This window comes from Lacisediminimonas profundi (assembly GCF_008831265.1).
In the GTDB taxonomy this organism is placed as follows: Bacteria; Pseudomonadota; Gammaproteobacteria; order Burkholderiales; family Burkholderiaceae_D; genus Lacisediminimonas; species Lacisediminimonas profundi.
This window is the reverse complement of record NZ_VTTH01000003.1, coordinates 19,287-36,512: the sequence shown is the minus strand read 5'-3', so window position 1 is coordinate 36,512 and position 17,226 is coordinate 19,287. Positions and strand designations below refer to the sequence as shown.

Sequence of the window (17,226 nt, the reverse complement as noted above, 5' to 3'; positions counted from 1 at the left end):
ACCCGCTGGACCCACCTACACTGGCAGTGCAGGCGATCCGCGCACGTAGCTCACCTGATAACCTGAAACAACATGAGAATCCGAGAAAACCTGCCCATGATTACTCCCGTCATCCTTTCTGGTGGTTCCGGCACACGGCTGTGGCCGTTGTCGCGTGCCGGCTACCCCAAGCAGTTCTTGCCACTCACAGACGACAGCTCGCTATTTCAACTGACGCTGCTTCGCCTCGCCGGACTACGTGGCTCGGCTGCACCACTGGTGGTCTGCAATGACGATCATCGCTTCCTGATTGCCGAACAGGCCAGGGAAGCAGGCGTGCCCCTCTCTGCCATCGTGTTGGAGCCGGCGGCACGCAATACCGCCCCGGCCATTGCCTTGGCCGCGCTCAAGGCTCAGCAGTCGGGTGAGGACCCCTTGCTGCTGGTGCTGCCGTCCGACCATGTGTTTTCGGATACACCGGCGTTTCATGCAGCGGTGCAAGCTGCTGTCCCAGCGGCCAGCGCGGGACAGTTGGTGACCTTCGGCATCGTTCCGACTATCCCTGAAACCGGGTATGGTTATATAAGGGCAGGGGATGATCGGGGCGACGGCAGTTTTGTTGTCGATCGCTTTGTAGAAAAGCCGGACCTTGCGACAGCCGAACGCTATCTCGCCGAGGGTGGCTATTTCTGGAACAGCGGCATGTTCCTGTTCAAGGGGTCGGTGTATCTAGATGCGCTTGCGCGTCATTCCCCTGCCATGGTGGCGGCTTGCGATGCGGCATTCAGGGCTGCACGGGACGACCTCGATTTTTGCCGGGTGGACAAAGCGTCGTTCGAAGCATGCCCTGCGGACTCGGTGGACTATGCCGTGATGGAAAAGACAGACCGCGCTGTCGTCGTCCCCTTGGCCGCTGGCTGGAACGATGTTGGTGCTTGGCCTGCAGTGTGGCAGGTACTTGAGCGCGACGCCGAGGGCAACGCCGGACGAGGCGATGTGCTATTGGAGAACTCCCGCAATTGCTATGTCCATTCCAGCACTCGGCTGGTAAGCCTGCTGGGTGTGGAAGACCTGGTTGTGGTCGAAACGGCGGATGCAATCATGGTGATGCACAAAGAGCGGGCGCAGGATGTGAAAAAGCTGGTGGATCGCCTCAAGGCTTCGGGCCGTAGCGAAGCAACGCTGCATCGTGAGGTCTTCAGACCTTGGGGTTCATTTGATTCTATCGATGAGGGACATCGCTTCAAGGTCAAGCGCATCACGGTCAAACCCGGTGAGCGCCTATCGCTACAGATGCACCACCACCGTGCCGAGCACTGGGTCGTGGTTTCCGGGACTGCCAGGGTCCGCATTGGCGATGCGGAAAAACTCGTTACGGAAAACGAGTCTGTTTTCATCCCTATTGGTGCGCAACATTTCCTGGAAAATCCGGGTAAAGTGAGCTTGGAGCTGATCGAGGTTCAGACTGGCGCCTACCTTGGCGAGGACGACATCGTCCGGTTCGAGGACCGCTACGGCCGGGCGTGATGGCTGGTTTTCCTCGTGACTTATTTGCTTGCCGCAACGGGGGGTGACTTCCGCGCTCGCCTTGCTCTTTGCACCACCCTTGCCGCTGCGCCAATATAATGAACGATTACGCCGACAGTCGGCTTTTTTAAGCAAATGCCCCATTTAGTCATTTCGAGCAACTGCCAGACAGCAGGCCTTGCTGCCACGCTTGCAGAGATTTTCCATGGCAACGTGGTGACGCCATTGCCGTTGCCACAATTCGCCAACGATGGGGAAGAAGCCCAGTTCGCCGAACAGTTGAAGTCCGCGGATGTGTGGGTCTCCCTCGGGCAATTTGGCCTCGTTGAAAAATACCGTTTGCGCGACGCGAAGCCTGGCTTCCGGCTGATCAAGGCACCGCCGCTCGGATTCCCCGCATTTCATCCGGATCTTTGCTACGCCCGCAGGATCTCGACCAACGAGCTTGTGGTGCCGCACTACAACTCAGCGATCGTGGTGTGGGCATACAGGAACGGACTGTCGCCCGAGGACGCAGCAAGACTCTTTACCAGATCGAACTATGAAAGCCTGGGTTACCTTGATGCATGGGGCCCGAGCGTCGCGCATTTACGCCAGGTCTTCGCCAACTTCGACATGCGGGAAGAATTCGACAAGTTCTACCTGCATATGAAGCGCCGCGGCAATTTCATGTATTCGATCAACCATCCCCGCAGCGACGCATTGGTGCAGCTGGGCAAGATCATCGCCACCAAGATCGGTTGCAGCAAGGACGTGTACGAACAGGACATCCAGATAAGCGACGGCCTGACCGACGTGATCTGGCCGCTATACCCGGAAGTTGCAGACGGCCTGGCGCTGGAAGGCGGCAGCTACCAGTGGAAGCTGGGCGGTCATCTGCGCATGGAGGGCGTTCGAAACTACGTCGATTTTGCGTACAACAACTACCGCACCGTCGGCATCGAGCCCGCCGATATTGCCATCGCCTATTTCGACGAAAGCCGGCTCGACGCGGTGCTGGGTGCCCAAGCAAGGACAGCGCGATGACCAATCCTTACCGCGGCCTGAACGACTTCTGTTTCTGGTCGCAGGCGATGACTACGCCAGCCCCCGGTCATATCGACCCCGCTGTCCGCTCTGACCGCATCGAGCCTCACCATAAGGTGGCGACGATGGGGAGCTGCTTCGCTCAACATATCTCGCGCCATATCTCGGCTGCGGGGCTTGATTATCTGGTTACCGAAAAGGCGCCCGAGGGCATGGAGCCGGATGTCGCGCGTGCGCTCGGCTATGGCGTGTTCTCGGCGCGGTATGGCAACGTCTATACGGTGCGCCAAGCCGTGCAGCTATTCGATAGGGCGTTTGGAAGGTTCGAACCGGCGGAGGGAGTATGGGCACGTGGCGACCGCTACGTCGATGCGTTCCGTCCGCAGATCGAGCCCGAGGGGTTCGGGACGGCGGACGAAGTGCGCGAGGCCAGCGTCGTGCATCTGAAGCACGTCCGTGACGTATTCACCCAAGCCGACTGGATCGTGTTCACCCTGGGATTGACAGAGGCCTGGCGGTCGAAGCTTGATGGCGCGATCTATCCGACCGCGCCAGGCGTGGCGGGCGGCTCGTTCTCACCGGACCGGCACGAATTCGTCAATTTCACTGCTGGCGAAGTGCGCGACGACCTGCTCGCGCTGTCGAGCAGGATCGCTGACGTAAATCCGAAGGCGAAAATATTGCTGACAGTGTCGCCGGTGCCACTGATTGCGACTTATGAAAAGCGCCACGTGCTGGTATCGACGACTTACAGCAAGGCGGCCCTGCGAGTGGCGGCAGACGAAGCCGAGCGCATGCTGGGCAACGTCATCTACTTCCCCTCCTACGAGATCATCACTTCGCCGGCAGCCGGTGGACGCTACTACGCGGACGATTTGCGAGAAGTCACCGAGCAGGGCGTAAAGCACGTCATGCGGATATTCTCGAAGCATTTTCTGCCCGCCGTGCTTCCCGCTTTCGACAACGAGTCCCCACTCCAACCCATCACGCCTGTCGAGTCGACGTTCGACGTCATGTGTGACGAGGAGGTCATTCAGAAGGCGTTGAAAGAAGGCGGCTTCCGCTGAGTGTGCAGCCGGCACATGCCGGCCGGGGAGCCCCTACTGTTCGAGCTCGATGCCGTGTACCAGAAAGGCGAGAGATCGCCTGTCGCTGGAATTTGACTCCGATTCAGCAGGAATGAACGCCCCTTCCGTCCTGATCATGAAGGACCAGTAGGCCGGACTGCGATAGCCAGCGGGCAGGTCGAGTTCGAGCGAAAACTCCCCGGGCTCGCTGACCGTGATTTCGAAACGCTTGCCATTAGGTCCGCTGACCAGGATGCGTAGCGTTCCGCCTTTCGGCGCCGCGTGCCGACACAGGACGCGAACCTTGCGCCAGCCATCCTTACGTGCCCGGACGCGAAGCACACACTCCGGGGCCGCCCATCCATCCGGATAGATCGCGATGCTGGCATCGTCGTGCATTACTCGCAAGCGCGCGTCGTGCTTCATACGCTCGTCGAAGTCGACCCGATCGGAATCCGAAAGGTATCCGCGCGCTTCATTGACCGCCTCCAGCATGGCGGCGCGCGCGTCGGCCGGCTGTCCCCCGTACGGAAAATCGCGAAAATACTCTTCCAGCCAGGAGTAGAACCAGTGTGGCGATGCGCTTCCCAAACCGCGCGCAGTCACGCGCATGCTTTCCAGCGCCACCTCTCGCCGTTGCCGCATGGTTTTGCACGCTGCATGCAAGCGCGAATAAGCCTGGATAGCGTTAATGTAGCCAACCTGATAGGGATAACGCTTGAATACACGTATCCACAGGTCATAGTCAAACGACAGGCTCAGGGAGGGATCGAGCAGGCCCACCTGATCGAGCATCTCGCGGCGGAAAAATACAGTAGGCTGGCAAATCGGACAGGAACTGCGCAGCATATCTGCGCGCAGGGGTGGAGGTTCACCAGGATACGCGCCCATCTTCGCCCCGCCCTCGTCGATGTGTTCGCCAATGCCGTAGACCATCATGGTTTCCGGGCGCTGGCCAAAATACTCGATTGCCCGCTCTACCGCCCCGCGTGCATACAGGTCGTCAGAATTGAGCCAACCGATGTACTCGCCACGCGCAAGGCTGAATGCCTTGTTGATCGCATCGGCCGCCCCATCATCTCGTTCCGAATACCACCGGAGCTTTCCGCCGTATTCAGACCCCAGCCGCTCCAGCACCTGAAGGGTGCCGTCGGTCGAACCGCCGTCTACAACGATCAGTTCCAGATTGGCGAACGACTGCATCAGTACGCTTTCGACAGCAGCACCGATGAACGAGGCCTGGTTGAAAGAGGGCATGACTACCGACAGCAGGGGAACGTCGGCTGCGCCCTGCCGCGTTCTGCCCGCTGCCATCAGGCCGCCTGCACTTTGATCAACTGCGCGACGACCCGTCGCGCGCGGTTGAAGCTATCGGTGGAGTTTTCCAGGGCTTTAGTGACGTCCTGGCCCCTTACAAAATAATGCTCAAGTTCTTCCTGAACCTGGTGCAACTGCTGCAGCAGCAGATCAGCTTCGCTCTCTGCTTCCTTCGCCCGCGTTTCGATAGTGGCTATCGATTCGCGCAGCTTGGCCTCCTGCTCTGCCTCGGCCTTGGCGCGCTGCTGCAGTTCCGTTTCAATCGCTTTCGATTTCGCCGCCGCATTCGACAACTCGTTCGTCAGCCGGGTGACTTCGGCGGCCAGTTTGGCTTTTTCAGCCTGCAGGGCCGCGCTCTGCTTCTCGGCGTCCGCGGTCGCGACTTTCAGCTTGTCGGAAACTTGCGCTACCTGCGATTCCGCTTCTTTTATGCGTGATTCGAGTTTAACGATTTGCGCCTTGAGCCCCTGTTCCTGAACGATGGCAGCGTCAACTTTGGCCTTTAGCGCCGTATCCGCCGCACGGGCTTGCTGCAATGCAGTCGCTACCTCTCCCTGGACCTTGCTGACTTGCGCAGCCAGTGCTGATTTCTCCGCCGTCAGTGCCTTTGCGGCTTCGGCCGACCTGGCGATTTCGGCTTGCAGCTTTTCGACCTGTCCGCTAGCTGCGGCTTTTTCTGCGGCGAGTGCCTTGGCTGCTTGTTCGACTTTCGTAATCTCGGTCTGCAGTTTCTTGACTTGCTCGGTGAGCGCCGCTTTCTCGGCCGCAAGCGCCTTGCTTGCCTCTCCGGCTTTCGTTGCGTCGCCCTGCAGCTTTTTCACTTGCTCAGCAAGCGCCGCTTTCTCCACCGCAAGTGCCTTGCTTGCATCTCCGGCTTTCGTAACCTCACCCTGCAGCTTTTTCACCTGCTCGGTGAGCGCCGCCTTTTCCTGCTCAAGGCGGGCACGGACATCTCCCGCCTGCTTCGCGGCTTCCTGTCCCTGAATGAACGTGGATTCAAGACTTTCCTGTACCTGATGCAGCTGCGCCAAGAGCAGGTCTGCTTCTGAAGCATTTTCCTTGGCCACTTCTTCCGCAGCCCGCAACCTTTCCTGCAGGTCGCGCTCTATCTTCCGGCTGGCTTCGGATTGCGCATGCAAAGCAGCTTCCAGTTCCTGCACCCGCGCCTGTGCGGATTCAGTCTGCTTGCGCGATGACTCCTGCAATTCTTGTTCACGCTTTTGTGCCGCCTCGGATTGCGTCACCATCAAGGACTGAAGCTCCACTTCGCGCTGCTGCGCGGCGCTTGCCTGCTTCTCCAGAGACTGTTCCAGCAAACCCCGTTCCCGCATACTGTCCTGCAGGGCCTCATCCAGACGAGCAAGCTTTTCCTGCAGATGCCTGGTTTCGTTCTCGTGATTTTCGGTGCTTGCATGCGCCTCGACGGTCAAGCGGCGAATCCCTTCCTGAGCATCGTCATATTGCGACTGCAGATGCGAAACCTGCTGGCGGATTTCATCTGCCAGCGTCCGGGCTTCTTGCAGTTCAGCTTCTGTATTCGCGGTTATCTCGCCTTGCGCAATCAGCTGGGCATTCCTTTCCCCTAGCAGCCTGGGGAGATGAAGCGCACGGTGCCAATCGGCTGCTACTTCCGCCAGGTCGATGGAATCGATGACGGACAGATTGTCCCGATACTCGGGCTCGCCATTGCCAAGCCAGGAACAGGATTCCAGCGCCTCGTAGACGTCCCAGTATTCGGGAGCGATCCACTCAAAATTCTTTGCGCGCAATGCCGCCATGCCGTCGGGCGTGTGATCGGCTCCATCCAGTTCGCTTGCGTATTCAGGCGCATGACCACAGATGGAACGGACTTCGTCGAAGAGCAAAGCTGCCGAATCATCCAGCCGCCTCGCGCTCACCAAGATCAGCCGTCCGCCAGACTCCTGGCGCAGGCGCAGCAGGCCGGAGTGATAGCGCATCCATACATCCAGGTACTCGGAAAGTTGTTCTTCGCTGACGGCAAGTACTGCGTCCCATGGGGATTCGTACATGGCCAGGACTTGGACGCCTTCCTGCTCTTTCAGGACTGCCTCGATTTCGGAAAGCGCCGCAGCATGAGTGAGAACCGGAGCACGCCATTGATCTTCCGCGAATGAATCTACCGTTATGGCTTGCAGCATGCCGCACAGACGATCCAGCGCAAGTCCGGGCAATCCGGTAACGGCCACCCGGCCTTGATACGTTGGCATCGCGTGCTGTGCGGACAGATACGCATCATGTACGGTGGTCGTGACGGGTTCCTGAATTGCCGGTGCGGGCGGTGTTGCTGATGCAAGCACTGGAGCTTGTGCTGCGGCCTTTGCTTTCCGCTCGGCAGCAAGCTTGGCTTTTGATTTCTTGCTCATTCCCCTGCCCCTGCCGAATCAACAATCGTGGAACCTATGGTGACGTGTTGCCACATGAGAGCGGGTTTGGGCAGGGTCCGCCTTTCAAACACCGTCGAATTCTTCAACTCGTACTTCATTTTTTGGTCCTGGCAAAATTCTCTAAACATGGCGATATGCGAATCAAAGTGACTGTTCGCGCAGCAGCAGATCCTTGATCAGCTCGATCTGCGCTTCGGCCCGCACCAACTCGTCGTTCAGCATCGCCTGACGTGCCTGCAGGTCGGCGTTAGTGGCCTTGACGTCACTCAGCGTGGTCTCGCGTTCTGCCAAAGTGGCCGCGATCCGGCTGAGCTCCGATTGGCCCGCATGCGCCAGCTTGGTCTGTTCGTCTAGCGTGTTGGTCAGCGTGTCGACCTGCGCCCTCAATTCTGCTGCCAGCTTGGTTTGCTGGTCGCGCGCTGTCGTCAAGGCTGCGCCCTGCGCCTTCAGTTCTTCGACGGCCTTCACCTGCTCATCGCGCGCTTTGGTCAATGTATCTATCTGAACCTTCCGATCCGTCGCCAGCTTGGTCTGCTCGTCACGCGTCTTGGTCAGCGTGTCGACCTGGACCTTCAGTTCTGCTGCCAGCTTGGCTTGCTGGTCCCGTGCCGCCGTCAAGGCTGTGCCCTGCGCCGTCAGCTCTTCAACGACTTTCGTTTGATCGTCACGCGCTTTGGTCAACGCATCGATCTGAACTTTTCGATCCGCTGCCAGCTTGGTCTGCTCGTCGCGCGTCTTCGTCAGCGCGTCGACCTGGACCTTCAGGTCTGCTGCCAGCTTGGCTTGCTGGTCCCGTGCCGCCGTCAAGGCTGTGCCCTGCGCCGTCAGCTCTTCGACGACTTTCACCTGCTCGTCACGCGCTTTGGTCAATGTATCGATCTGAATCTTCCGATCCGTCGCCAGCTTGGTCTGCTCGTCGCGCGTCTTTGTCAGCGCGTCGACCTGTACCTTCAGATCCGCTGCCAGTTTTGCTTGCTGGTCCCGCGCCGCCGTCACGGCTGTGGCCTGCGTCTTCATGTCGTCGACGACTTTCACCTGCTCGTCACGCGCTTTGGTCAACGCATCGATCTGAACCTGCCGATCCGCTGCCAGCTTGGTCTGCTCGTCGCGCGCCTTCGTCAGCGTGTCGACCTGCGCCTTCAGTTCTGCGGCCAATTTGGCTTGCTGGTCCCGTGCCGCCGCCAAGGCTGTGCCCTGCGTTTTCAGGTCTTCAACGACTTTCGTTTGGTCGTCACGCGCTTTGGTCAACGCATCGATCTGAATTTTCCGATCCGCTGCCAGCTTCGTCTGCTCGTCGCGCGTCTTCGTCAGGGCGTCGACCTGGGCCTTCAGTTCTGCGGCCAGTTTGGTTTGCTGGTCACGCGCTGCCGTCAAGGCTGTGCCCTGCGTCTTCAGGTCCTCGACAACTTTTGCCTGATCGTCACGGGCTTTGGTCAACGCATCAATCTGGGCTTTCCGATCCGCTGCCAGCTTTGTCTGCTCGTCCCGCGCCGTCGTCAACGCGTCGACTTGAGTCTTCAACTCGCCTGCCAGTTTGGCCTGCTGGTCTCGCGCTGCCGTCAGGGTAGTGCCCTGGGCCTTCAGATCTTCGACAAGCTTGGCGTGCTCTTCGCCTGCTTTGGTCAACGTATCAGTCTGGGCCTTGCGATCTGCGGCGAGCTTCGCCTGCTCGTCCCTTGCCTTCGTCAAGGCGTCGACCTGAGTCTTCAACTCGCCTGCCAGTTTGGCCTGCTGGTCGCGCGCTGCCGTCAGGGCAGTGCTCTGCGTCTTCAGAACTTCGACAAGCTTGACCTGCTCTTCGCCTGCTATGGTCAAGGTATCAATCTGGGCCTTGCGATCTGCGGCGAGCTTCGTCTGCTCGTCGCGCGCCTTCGTCAACGCGTCAACCTGGATCTTCAGCTCTGACGCCTGCTTCGCTTGCGCATCGCCGGCTTTCAATGCTTCTGCCAAACGCTGCTGATCGCCAGCAAGCTGAGTCGCTTGCTCGGTAAGCTTCTGATTCAACTCGGCGAGTTGCTTCTGCAGATCGTTTGCCAGTCCCGCTTTGCCATCATGGGCCAGTGACAACTCGTCGATCCGCTTCTGACGCTGCTGGGCAAGCGCGGCTTGTTCTTCACCTTGCTGCGTGAGCAACTGCAACTCGTCCTTGAGCCCGGCCATCGCCTTGCCTTGCTCCGCACGGGCATGCACTTCCTCTTCCAGACGTGCCCGTGACTCCTTGAAGAGCCGGGTTTGCTCGTCGGATCTGGCACTCAGGGTTGCGTTCGTGTCTTCGTATTCCCGCAGCAGGTTTGCCTGGCGCTCGCTGGCAGCGAGTAACTCGTCTACCCGGCCCTGCTGCTCGGATACCAGTTTTGCCTGGCTGTCCCGGTCGCTGGAAAGCGCCTCGACCTTGCTTGCCAGCTCTTCGCGACTGCTGGCCAGCGATGCGCTCTGTTGTTGCTCATCGCGAAGCTGCTGCTGCAGCGCTTCGATCTGTCCTTGCTGTTCCTCGATATGCCTCTGCTGGCGACGCTGCGTCACCAGGACGTCATCGCGCTGGTACAGCACTGCCTTGTACGGCGGAAGCACAGTCTGGTCGGCCGCCTGCAGGGCAAACCCTAGCGTAGCCATCTGTGCCGCGACCGAGGCTTCCGTTGCCCCGGATTCGTACAAGGAAAATTCGGAGGTGAGTACGGCGAGATGGCTGAATTGTTCGAGCACCGGCCCACCGGCGGTCGACAATATTTCGCCTTCCAATCCTGCGATATCCAGAATCAACAGGTTCTGCGCCTGGCTGTCGAGCGGGAACGCGTGCAGGACGTCGTCAAGCGATTTCGTGTCCACCGCAAGCTCTGCTGTCTGCCGCAGGTTAGGGAATGCGGTGAACAGGCCTTGGCCGCGCAGCAAGCTGTTTGCCCGTGCGTTGTTGAACACCTTCATGGCGCCCTCGCCCGACTGGGGCGCTAGTGCCGCTTCCAGCAACTCTTCACCGCGAGCACCATCGAGCTTGCGGCGAAGTGCAGAGGCCAGTTGTGCATTGGGTTCGATCAGCAGCATCCGGCCGGGCGCCAGCTTGCGCAAGTCCGGCAGTTCTGTTCCTGCTCCGGCGCCGGCGAAGACAATCGCATCGAACCTGGCGGTGCCTTCGGTGTGCAACAACTGCAGCAGTCGCTTCATTTGCGGGTTCCTGTCATCGCTTCAGCGGCGTCCAGCACGAGGTCCAGCATTTGGCGTGCTGCCTCGAATGCTCGAAGTTCCTTGTCCTCCAGGGGATCGGCCGCGCCATTCTTCACTGGCGCGCAAAGGGCCTGCTCCAGCAAGTTCCAGCCATCTTCGTCGTCCGGGCTATGCAGCAGATAAGCTTTAAGCATGGCCACTGCTTGCTCGGGCTTTCCTTCCTTCATCAGCGACTGTGCCTGCGTCTTGTTTGACCGCGAGCGCACGTCTGCCAGCCGGGCCTTCGCCTGCGCCAGTTGCGGCATCAGGTCCGCGCTCTTGCGGTAGGCTGCTTCTGCTTCAGGCCACGCTTCCAGCAGGCGCTGCGCGCCGCCTAGTCCCAGCCAGCTCCACCCGAAGTCGGCGCCGCACTCTATGGCTTTCTGATAGGCGCGCACTGCATCCTGGTTGCGGCCAGCAAGCAGGTAGGTTTCCGCTAGCTTGCAAAAGAACAGCGGCTGCTCGCCAAACTTCGGCAGCAAGTCGAGAAAGCCCCGGGCTGCTTCGGTAAGTTCGCGCATGTCCAATGCAAGATTGGCGTTCCCGAATGCCAGCACCAGTTCTTTCTGAACCTCCGGATCCTTCAGACCGCCTGCAAGCGCCACTGCCAACTGGAGGGCGACGTTGGACGGAATCAGGTCGAACTCGCTGGTGTCGACTGGTGGAAGTTCGAACGAATGGCTGTCGCCTCCGCCCTTGACCTGCAGTGCCTGCCCCGTTCGCGCAACGCGAGCGGTCAGCTTGTGGGGCTTGCCGTCACGCAGTTCGTACGAAACCGGCAGCTTGTAGCAATAACGGCCATCGCCTATCCCGGCGTTGAGCAGGTCGTCGCGGAAGCGATCGGCGATTCCGCGCGCGACCACACGCTTGCCTTCCATGATCTCGACAATCAGGCGTTGCTTGGGATTGGCAGGGTCGAAGGCCCATCCCTCTGCGCGGCCTTCCACAACCTCGTCAAAAAAGCCCTGCTGCCTGGGCGCGGCAGCGGTGGCTGCGGTGGCTGCGGGCTTGGCCGCTTTGGCGGGCGCTGCTGTTGCAGGGGCGGCGGCTGAAGGTTTGGCGGCTGCCGGTGTGGCTGCTAACGCGGCGGGACTGGCGCCAGCCTTCTTCAGCGGGTGCTCCGGCGGAAGCATGGCGCTGACTGCAGGGGCGAAGAGGTGGCGGTACTCGCGCATCACGCTTTCGCGCATCGGGCCTGCCAGCGCTTGCAGGCGGATGACGTCGATAGGGAATCGCGTCAGCAGTCCGTCCTCCTGCACTACACCAAAGTGCAGGGACGAGGCTTGCTCAAGCAGCTTGGCGGGAATGGGAAGGAAGGCCAGGTATTTTTGTTCGCGGGGAACTTCCTGCTCATCTTTTTCGTTCTTTCCAATCTTGGTGAACGGCGCAGTGTCGACCTGCAGCACGCCGCCTTTCGCAGGTACGCAGCAGAGTTCCAGGGTGTCGCTGTCCGCTTTGAAGTATCCGAGGCCGGTGATTTTCGAGGCGCGTTCGGGCAGCGCGCCGAGCAGGAAAATTCCGGCGTCCACAGCCAGCGCCAGGAATGCCTTGGGAATCGACTGGGCCAGGATATCTTGCGCAACTTGCTGCGGCAGCTCGCGTACTGGGGTTTTTGCCGCTGACTTAGCCGCTGACTTAGCCGCTGACTTTGCGGCAGGCTTCGCTTCAGTTGCCTTGGCTGCCGCTTTCGTCACGGCCGAAGGAGCCGCCGGCACCTTACGGGCAACTTTCGTGGCCGTGGCCGTGGGTTTACTTGACGGTGCTTTGCTGGACTGGGCAGCCTTTACAGCAGGAGCAGGCTTCGGCTTTGCGCTAGTCTTGAGAGTGGACATGGACTGAATCTTGAATATGGTCGATTGGTTGTTCGATGGCGATCAGTCGGTCAGCGCGACGCGCCGCCGCGACGGCTTGCGCGGGCTGGGCGCTGACTTTTCCGATGTGGCCGACGGCGCAGCAAATGCGCCTGTCTTGCGCAGCACGGCCTCGTATTGTTTGCCGACACGCTTGACGTCATGATTTGTCGCGACGGTTTCATGGCCTCGGGCGGCAAGCTGCTCGACGGATCTGGTTTCGTTCACGACCAGCAGCATCTGCGCCGCTGCATGAGTGACGTCTGCATCTGCCCAGACTTGCCCTTCGCCGTGCAGATAGTCGCCGGCGGCAACCGGAATCAACGTGTGCTTCACCAGCAGTGCGTTGTTCTCGTTGGTAAATTCCAGATTGCCGGAGAACCCGGTCGTGATGACCGGTTTACCCAGCAGCATGGCTTCAGCAATACCGCGGCCAAAGCCCTCTGCCCTGTGCAAGGAGACGAAGCAGTCACAGGCCTTGTACAAGGCCATCAGATCGGCCTTGGATAGTGTCTGGTCCATCAGGTGGATGCGTGGGTCTTCTGCCTGGAGTTGCTTGAGCATTTCCCAGTCGGCGTCGTGCTGGTCCAGTGGATGCACCTTGACCACCAGGCCAACTTGCTCAGCGCCGAGCGCCTTCTTGCCTTTCAACGGAAATGCTTTCCTGAATGCCGTCACGCAGGCAATCGGATTTTTTCGCTTCGCGGAGGACTGCAGGTCGAACGCGAAAATGAACAGCTTTGCTTTTGGCGGCAGGCCGAAGTCGCTGCGGTTCTTGTGGCTGACTTCGGTCATTTCCACGGCCATCGGCATCACGCGTACTGGCACTGGCACCGGTACCAGGCTGTCGCCATCGAGTCCCTTGCGGATGTGCTCGCTTGCCACCCAGATCTCGTCAACCAGGGAAATGAGATGGCGCCACTGGGTGGGGAATTTCGGCAGCTCCCACGGCCAGTAACCGATGTTGTAGCGGCCTTCGATCTGCTTGATCCCGCGCTCGGCAAAACATCTGCCCTGCTCCAGCGCCGTCAGGCAGAACAGGTTGGTGGAATAAGCGCCGTCCGGCGTGACATGCGCCGCCATGCTGCGATCGTTCTGCGGAATTTCCTTCCCTGGCGGGAAGTCGATCAGGGTGAACGGCACGGTGGTGGACAGCAGCGACCTGGCGGCCATGCGCGCATCTTCGCCTATGCCCAACTGGCCGTGGATATAGCCGATGACATTGACGCCCGGCGCCCGGGCGGCCGGATCCTGGGCCACATCGGGCAGGGAATGCCGGTCGATGCCGGTGGCGCTGTCTATGCTGGCCCACTGTGCACAGAGATTTTTTACCAGCTTGGTGTCGACGCAAAGGTAGTTCCGCAGCCAGCCCAGGTATTGCTGGCGCGCGGCCGGCAAAGGAAATGACTTCTGGACATGGGGAATTGCCTGGTACATCAGCAGGTGCAGGCGATTGAGGCCAGGCATGCCTGATTCGGCGAACAGGTAATCGGTCTGCCATGGCTGGAACGGCCGCTGGACGAACGGCAGTTCCTTTTGGCCGTGCAGGATGTACCACGCCAGCAATTGCTTGCGGCCCTGCACCGTGGACAGGTCGATGCTCAGGTCGCCGCGCTGGCGCAGCAGCAGCACCATCAGCCAGGAGATGCCGTGGCCGGGGTCGTCGGACGGCAGCGGGCCACCGGGAAAGCTGGCGGGCTTGCCCAGCGCTTCCCAGAAGGCATCTGCCTCGCGCAGCGACTGGTATTCGCGGCCGCCGTGGACCAGGCACCATGCGATGAAATCGAGCCGGCTCCCTGCATCATCGAGCGGATATTTTTGCTTCAACTCCTTTTCGCGCAACTGCCATATCAACACCATGATGCCGAAGATCGGCACCGGCAAACCTTCGGACAGGCCGGGCACGGGCTCGAAATAGCCGCGCCAGCGCTCACGAACATGCTCAGCTGCTGTTCGATCCAGCAGGTCGTTCAGCTGGTCGATCGGGGTCTTGATCGCTGCTTTCATGCGGGTACCCCGAATGCAGCAGCGGGCAACTGTGGCTGTCCGATGATCGCGGCGGTAGGAGTGGAAGTTGAAACGGTAGATATTATGTCCGCTTCATTTGACGGGAATATGACTTCATTCGCGGCAAAGGGCTTCAGGTGCTTGCTGGCCCAGGCTGCACCGAACCTCTCGGCGCAATACAGGTCGCGGTAGTTTGCCCAGCACGAGGCCAGCCATGTCGACCTGGACTGGCAAGCGACGCGCCGCATGTCGGCCAGCAGCCGCAAATGCACATCGGGGGGTGCTGGCGGGTTGGCGGGAACGAGCTTGCAGGCCTTGAACTGGCGGCCTTCATCGCTGTGCAAATAGACTGAAAGAAGCCGCTCCACGATGAGCCGTATGCACGGCGCGGTCGCCCGCCCGGTCTGTTCATCTGGCGCGGACGAATAAAGCATGTCGAAGGCAGCGGGCGGCATGTTCTTTTCTGCCAGCTTGAGCGCCATGCTGATCCAGGCGAGGTAGCTGTTCCAGAATGCAGGCGTCGCCAGCACGCAGTCGGTTGTGCCGAAAAGACGCGGGGGCTGCAGGGTTTTCAGAAGGTCCACCGGCAGCTTCGCGGCCCTGAAAAATTCCTTGCTCAGGGCAAGAAAATGCGGCTGCAGGGTCTCGCCGTGCTGCCAGACGTTTTGATACAGCGCTTCAATTTGCGGGTGGGGATAGATGAAGTAAGCGTCATGGCCGGGGTTGCCGGCTATCTGCTGGCGCAATTCCTGCGCGGTCATCCCGGTGGTCTCGCCAAAATCCCAGGATAGTGCACCCCAGAGCGATGCCTGTGTCAGCTCGGCGCGTTGCGCCTGGCGGGTCAGGACATCGAGCGCAGCCAGGGGAGCGTCATGCCCGATGTTGTCCAGGGCTTCGAAACCGGGGTCGAGAAACGGCCTTTGCTCCGGCAGGTTGAAGTACTGGAACAGGCGAATCTGCGGTGCAGGACCGGCGCGATCCTTTTCCTTGGGCGCGGGCGAGCGCAGACGGCTACCGGAACGAGTTTCCGGGGTCGCTTTAGCCAGTTCAGCGCGCTTGGTGGAGGTTTTCATATTCGCCATGGATCGCGGGTCCGCTACAGCATGCAAGCGCGGTGCCAGCATCTGGTGCCTGGTTTATTCGGGTTGCCTTTAGCGTTTGCCCAGCATGAATTTGTCGGTCTCGCCCAGCGCCGGTCCGGGCTCGCGGCCGGCCAGCATCAGCAAGCTCATGAAGTTCTCGGCCTGCTGGGTAATGGCCTGCACATAGTCGTTCTTCACCTCGAACAGCACCTGGATGCTGTTGACGACGTCGATGTTGCTGCGCACGCCGGCGTCGTAGCTTTTCTGGTTTGCCTCTACCGACAGTTCAGCGGAGTCGATCGCGGACCGCTTGATCTTGATGGCGTCCTGACCGGCGGCCACCAGGCCATGCAGGCGCTCCAGTTCGACCCGGGCCTTTTCTTCAGCCAGGCGGCGCTCTTCCTTTGCCTTGACCGCATTCGCGGAAGCCGAACCGCTGGAGTAGTAATTTCCGGCGTTCAGTGGCAAGGACACCGTAAAGCCGGTGTTGTTGATGGTGGTGCCGCTGTAACTGGAACGGGAATGCGCCATCGACACGGTCGGATACATGCTTCCCTTTACCCGCTGCGCTTCCAGTTCACTGATGCGCTCGGTCTGCCGGCTGGCGGTGAGTTGGGGATTGTTCTGTTCGAGCTGGGTCTTGAACTCATCGAGCGCCGGCAGCGGAACCGGGAAATGATTGGTCGGCAGATTGAAGTCTGTTTTCGCCGGCACCACGCCGGTCAGCGAAGTGAACACACGTTCCGCGGCGCTGCGGGCGACCAGCAGGTTGATCTGGTTGGCCTTTGCCTGCTCGAACTTGACCTGGATGTCGCGCAGGTCGGTGATGGTGCCCTGGCCCAGTTCAAACAGTCGCTTGGCGCGGGCGGACTGGCGTTCGAAATTGCTGATCTTGGCTTCGTTCAGGACTGCCGCTTCACGGGCACGAATCAGTTCTGTAACGGCTTTCAGTACACGTTGGGAGAGTTCCTGCTCGCGGGCCTGGAAGGTGGCGTTCGCGAAGTTGGCCCTTGGCTCGGCCTGCCGCAAGGTGGCGTAGCGGTCCATGCTCAGCACCGGTTGGGTGATGGTGATGGTTTGAACGGGTGTGCTTTGCGTCTGCAACTGGCTGCGCGAGTAGCTCGCCTCGGGGTAGTAGGCCGACTTTGCCTGGGACGCACCGAATTGGCCGGCGTCGCGTTCGGCGACGGCCCCCTGGAACTGCGGGTCATAGGTACGGGCACGCTGGTAGGCTTCGACCAGATCAAGCGCGCTGGCATTTGTGGAGACGAAGGCGGCGGAGACGGCGAGCGCGCAGGCGGTTAGCAGGTTCTTCACTGTTTTTAATTTCGGGTGAGATGCGTTGATGGGTGAACGTCTGGGGAGGACATTGGCAGCGATGAAGGCACGGCCAAGCCAGGCACCGCGCGCGTTGCGCTGGTGCCGTGCTGGCTTTCGGTCGCGACTACGCAATCGCTGATCATGGCCTGTTCATTGCCCTTCGATCCAGATGTCGTTGGAATGCTGTAGGTGGCGACTTTGGTCGCTCTGATGGTCAGCAGAGAATGTCAGCCAGGATTTTGCTGCTGCTGACATCGGGAGGCGGGCAGTCGGCGCTGCCTTGGTCGGTCCTTGCGATGCTGCTTGCTGCGTTGACATGACAGGCCCGGGGCATGTCATGGTTCAATCCGGAGGGAACTCCCTGCTGCTATTTTTTTGCTATTGTGCTTACGCAACAATTCTGTTGGGTGTTGGTTGCGTAGTCAATCTTTCGGGTAAAGAAATGTAA

General features: G+C 60.2%; 10 protein-coding genes and 1 pseudogene. 3 read left to right on the top strand and 8 right to left on the bottom strand.

Annotated elements, in window-relative coordinates; all coding sequences use genetic code 11:
• Positions 1–96: 96 nt before the first annotated feature.
• The 3 genes from FVE66_RS10010 (at position 97) to FVE66_RS10000 (ending at position 3,599) form a co-directional block, all read left to right on the top strand.
• Complete coding sequence (locus tag FVE66_RS10010; RefSeq protein WP_161993247.1) at positions 97–1,506, top strand: mannose-1-phosphate guanylyltransferase/mannose-6-phosphate isomerase; 1,410 nt, start codon at positions 97–99, stop codon at positions 1,504–1,506.
• 135 nt (positions 1,507–1,641) lie between these two features.
• A complete protein-coding gene (locus FVE66_RS10005) occupies positions 1,642–2,532 on the top strand; it encodes a WcbI family polysaccharide biosynthesis putative acetyltransferase (RefSeq protein ID WP_151447304.1) in 891 nt (296 codons plus the stop codon).
• Complete coding sequence (locus tag FVE66_RS10000; RefSeq protein ID WP_151447303.1) at positions 2,529–3,599, top strand: GSCFA domain-containing protein; 1,071 nt, start codon at positions 2,529–2,531, stop codon at positions 3,597–3,599. Before FVE66_RS10005 ends, FVE66_RS10000 begins: the two co-directional genes overlap by 4 nt.
• Positions 3,600–3,632: 33 nt before the next feature.
• Here FVE66_RS10000 and FVE66_RS09995 read toward each other — a convergent pair whose 3' ends face one another.
• From FVE66_RS09995 to FVE66_RS09965, 8 genes and pseudogenes are all read right to left on the bottom strand, one after another.
• Positions 3,633–4,856, bottom strand: coding sequence for a glycosyltransferase family 2 protein (locus FVE66_RS09995; protein ID WP_241673191.1), 1,224 nt, complete (start codon positions 4,854–4,856; stop codon positions 3,633–3,635).
• A 56-nt stretch (positions 4,857–4,912) separates the two neighbouring features.
• Complete coding sequence (locus FVE66_RS09990; RefSeq protein ID WP_151447301.1) at positions 4,913–7,300, bottom strand: coiled-coil domain-containing protein; 2,388 nt, start codon at positions 7,298–7,300, stop codon at positions 4,913–4,915.
• A gap of 162 nt (positions 7,301–7,462) precedes the next feature.
• Positions 7,463–9,871, bottom strand: a complete 2,409-nt coding sequence (locus tag FVE66_RS09985) for a hypothetical protein (RefSeq protein WP_241673133.1) — start codon at positions 9,869–9,871, stop codon at positions 7,463–7,465.
• Between the two features lie 195 nt (positions 9,872–10,066).
• Positions 10,067–10,360 (bottom strand): annotated as a pseudogene (locus FVE66_RS20675) (hypothetical protein); the annotation flags it as partial.
• 116 nt (positions 10,361–10,476) lie between these two features.
• Positions 10,477–12,213, bottom strand: a complete 1,737-nt coding sequence (locus tag FVE66_RS09980) for a tetratricopeptide repeat protein (protein ID WP_151447299.1) — start codon at positions 12,211–12,213, stop codon at positions 10,477–10,479.
• A 180-nt stretch (positions 12,214–12,393) separates the two neighbouring features.
• Positions 12,394–14,376 (bottom strand): glycosyltransferase, encoded by a 1,983-nt coding sequence (locus FVE66_RS09975; protein ID WP_151447298.1) that lies wholly within the window; start codon positions 14,374–14,376, stop codon positions 12,394–12,396.
• Complete coding sequence (locus FVE66_RS09970; protein WP_151447297.1) at positions 14,373–15,458, bottom strand: hypothetical protein; 1,086 nt, start codon at positions 15,456–15,458, stop codon at positions 14,373–14,375. The genes FVE66_RS09975 and FVE66_RS09970 overlap by 4 nt, the downstream gene beginning before the upstream one ends.
• A gap of 69 nt (positions 15,459–15,527) precedes the next feature.
• Positions 15,528–16,775, bottom strand: a complete 1,248-nt coding sequence (locus FVE66_RS09965) for a TolC family protein (RefSeq protein ID WP_161993246.1) — start codon at positions 16,773–16,775, stop codon at positions 15,528–15,530.
• Positions 16,776–17,226 lie beyond the last annotated feature (451 nt).

Excerpts from the sequence above, each read along its gene's own strand:
- FVE66_RS09970 (WP_151447297.1), bottom strand. The coding sequence starts at position 15,458 with ATGGCGAATATGAAAACCTCCACCAAGCGCGCTGAACTGGCTAAAGCG.
- FVE66_RS09990 (WP_151447301.1), bottom strand. The coding sequence starts at position 7,300 with ATGAGCAAGAAATCAAAAGCCAAGCTTGCTGCCGAGCGGAAAGCAAAG.
- FVE66_RS10000 (WP_151447303.1), top strand. The coding sequence starts at position 2,529 with ATGACCAATCCTTACCGCGGCCTGAACGACTTCTGTTTCTGGTCGCAG.
- FVE66_RS10005 (WP_151447304.1), top strand. The coding sequence starts at position 1,642 with ATGCCCCATTTAGTCATTTCGAGCAACTGCCAGACAGCAGGCCTTGCT.
- FVE66_RS10010 (WP_161993247.1), top strand. The coding sequence starts at position 97 with ATGATTACTCCCGTCATCCTTTCTGGTGGTTCCGGCACACGGCTGTGG.
- FVE66_RS09975 (WP_151447298.1), bottom strand. The coding sequence starts at position 14,376 with ATGAAAGCAGCGATCAAGACCCCGATCGACCAGCTGAACGACCTGCTG.
- FVE66_RS09995 (WP_241673191.1), bottom strand. The coding sequence starts at position 4,856 with ATGCCCTCTTTCAACCAGGCCTCGTTCATCGGTGCTGCTGTCGAAAGC.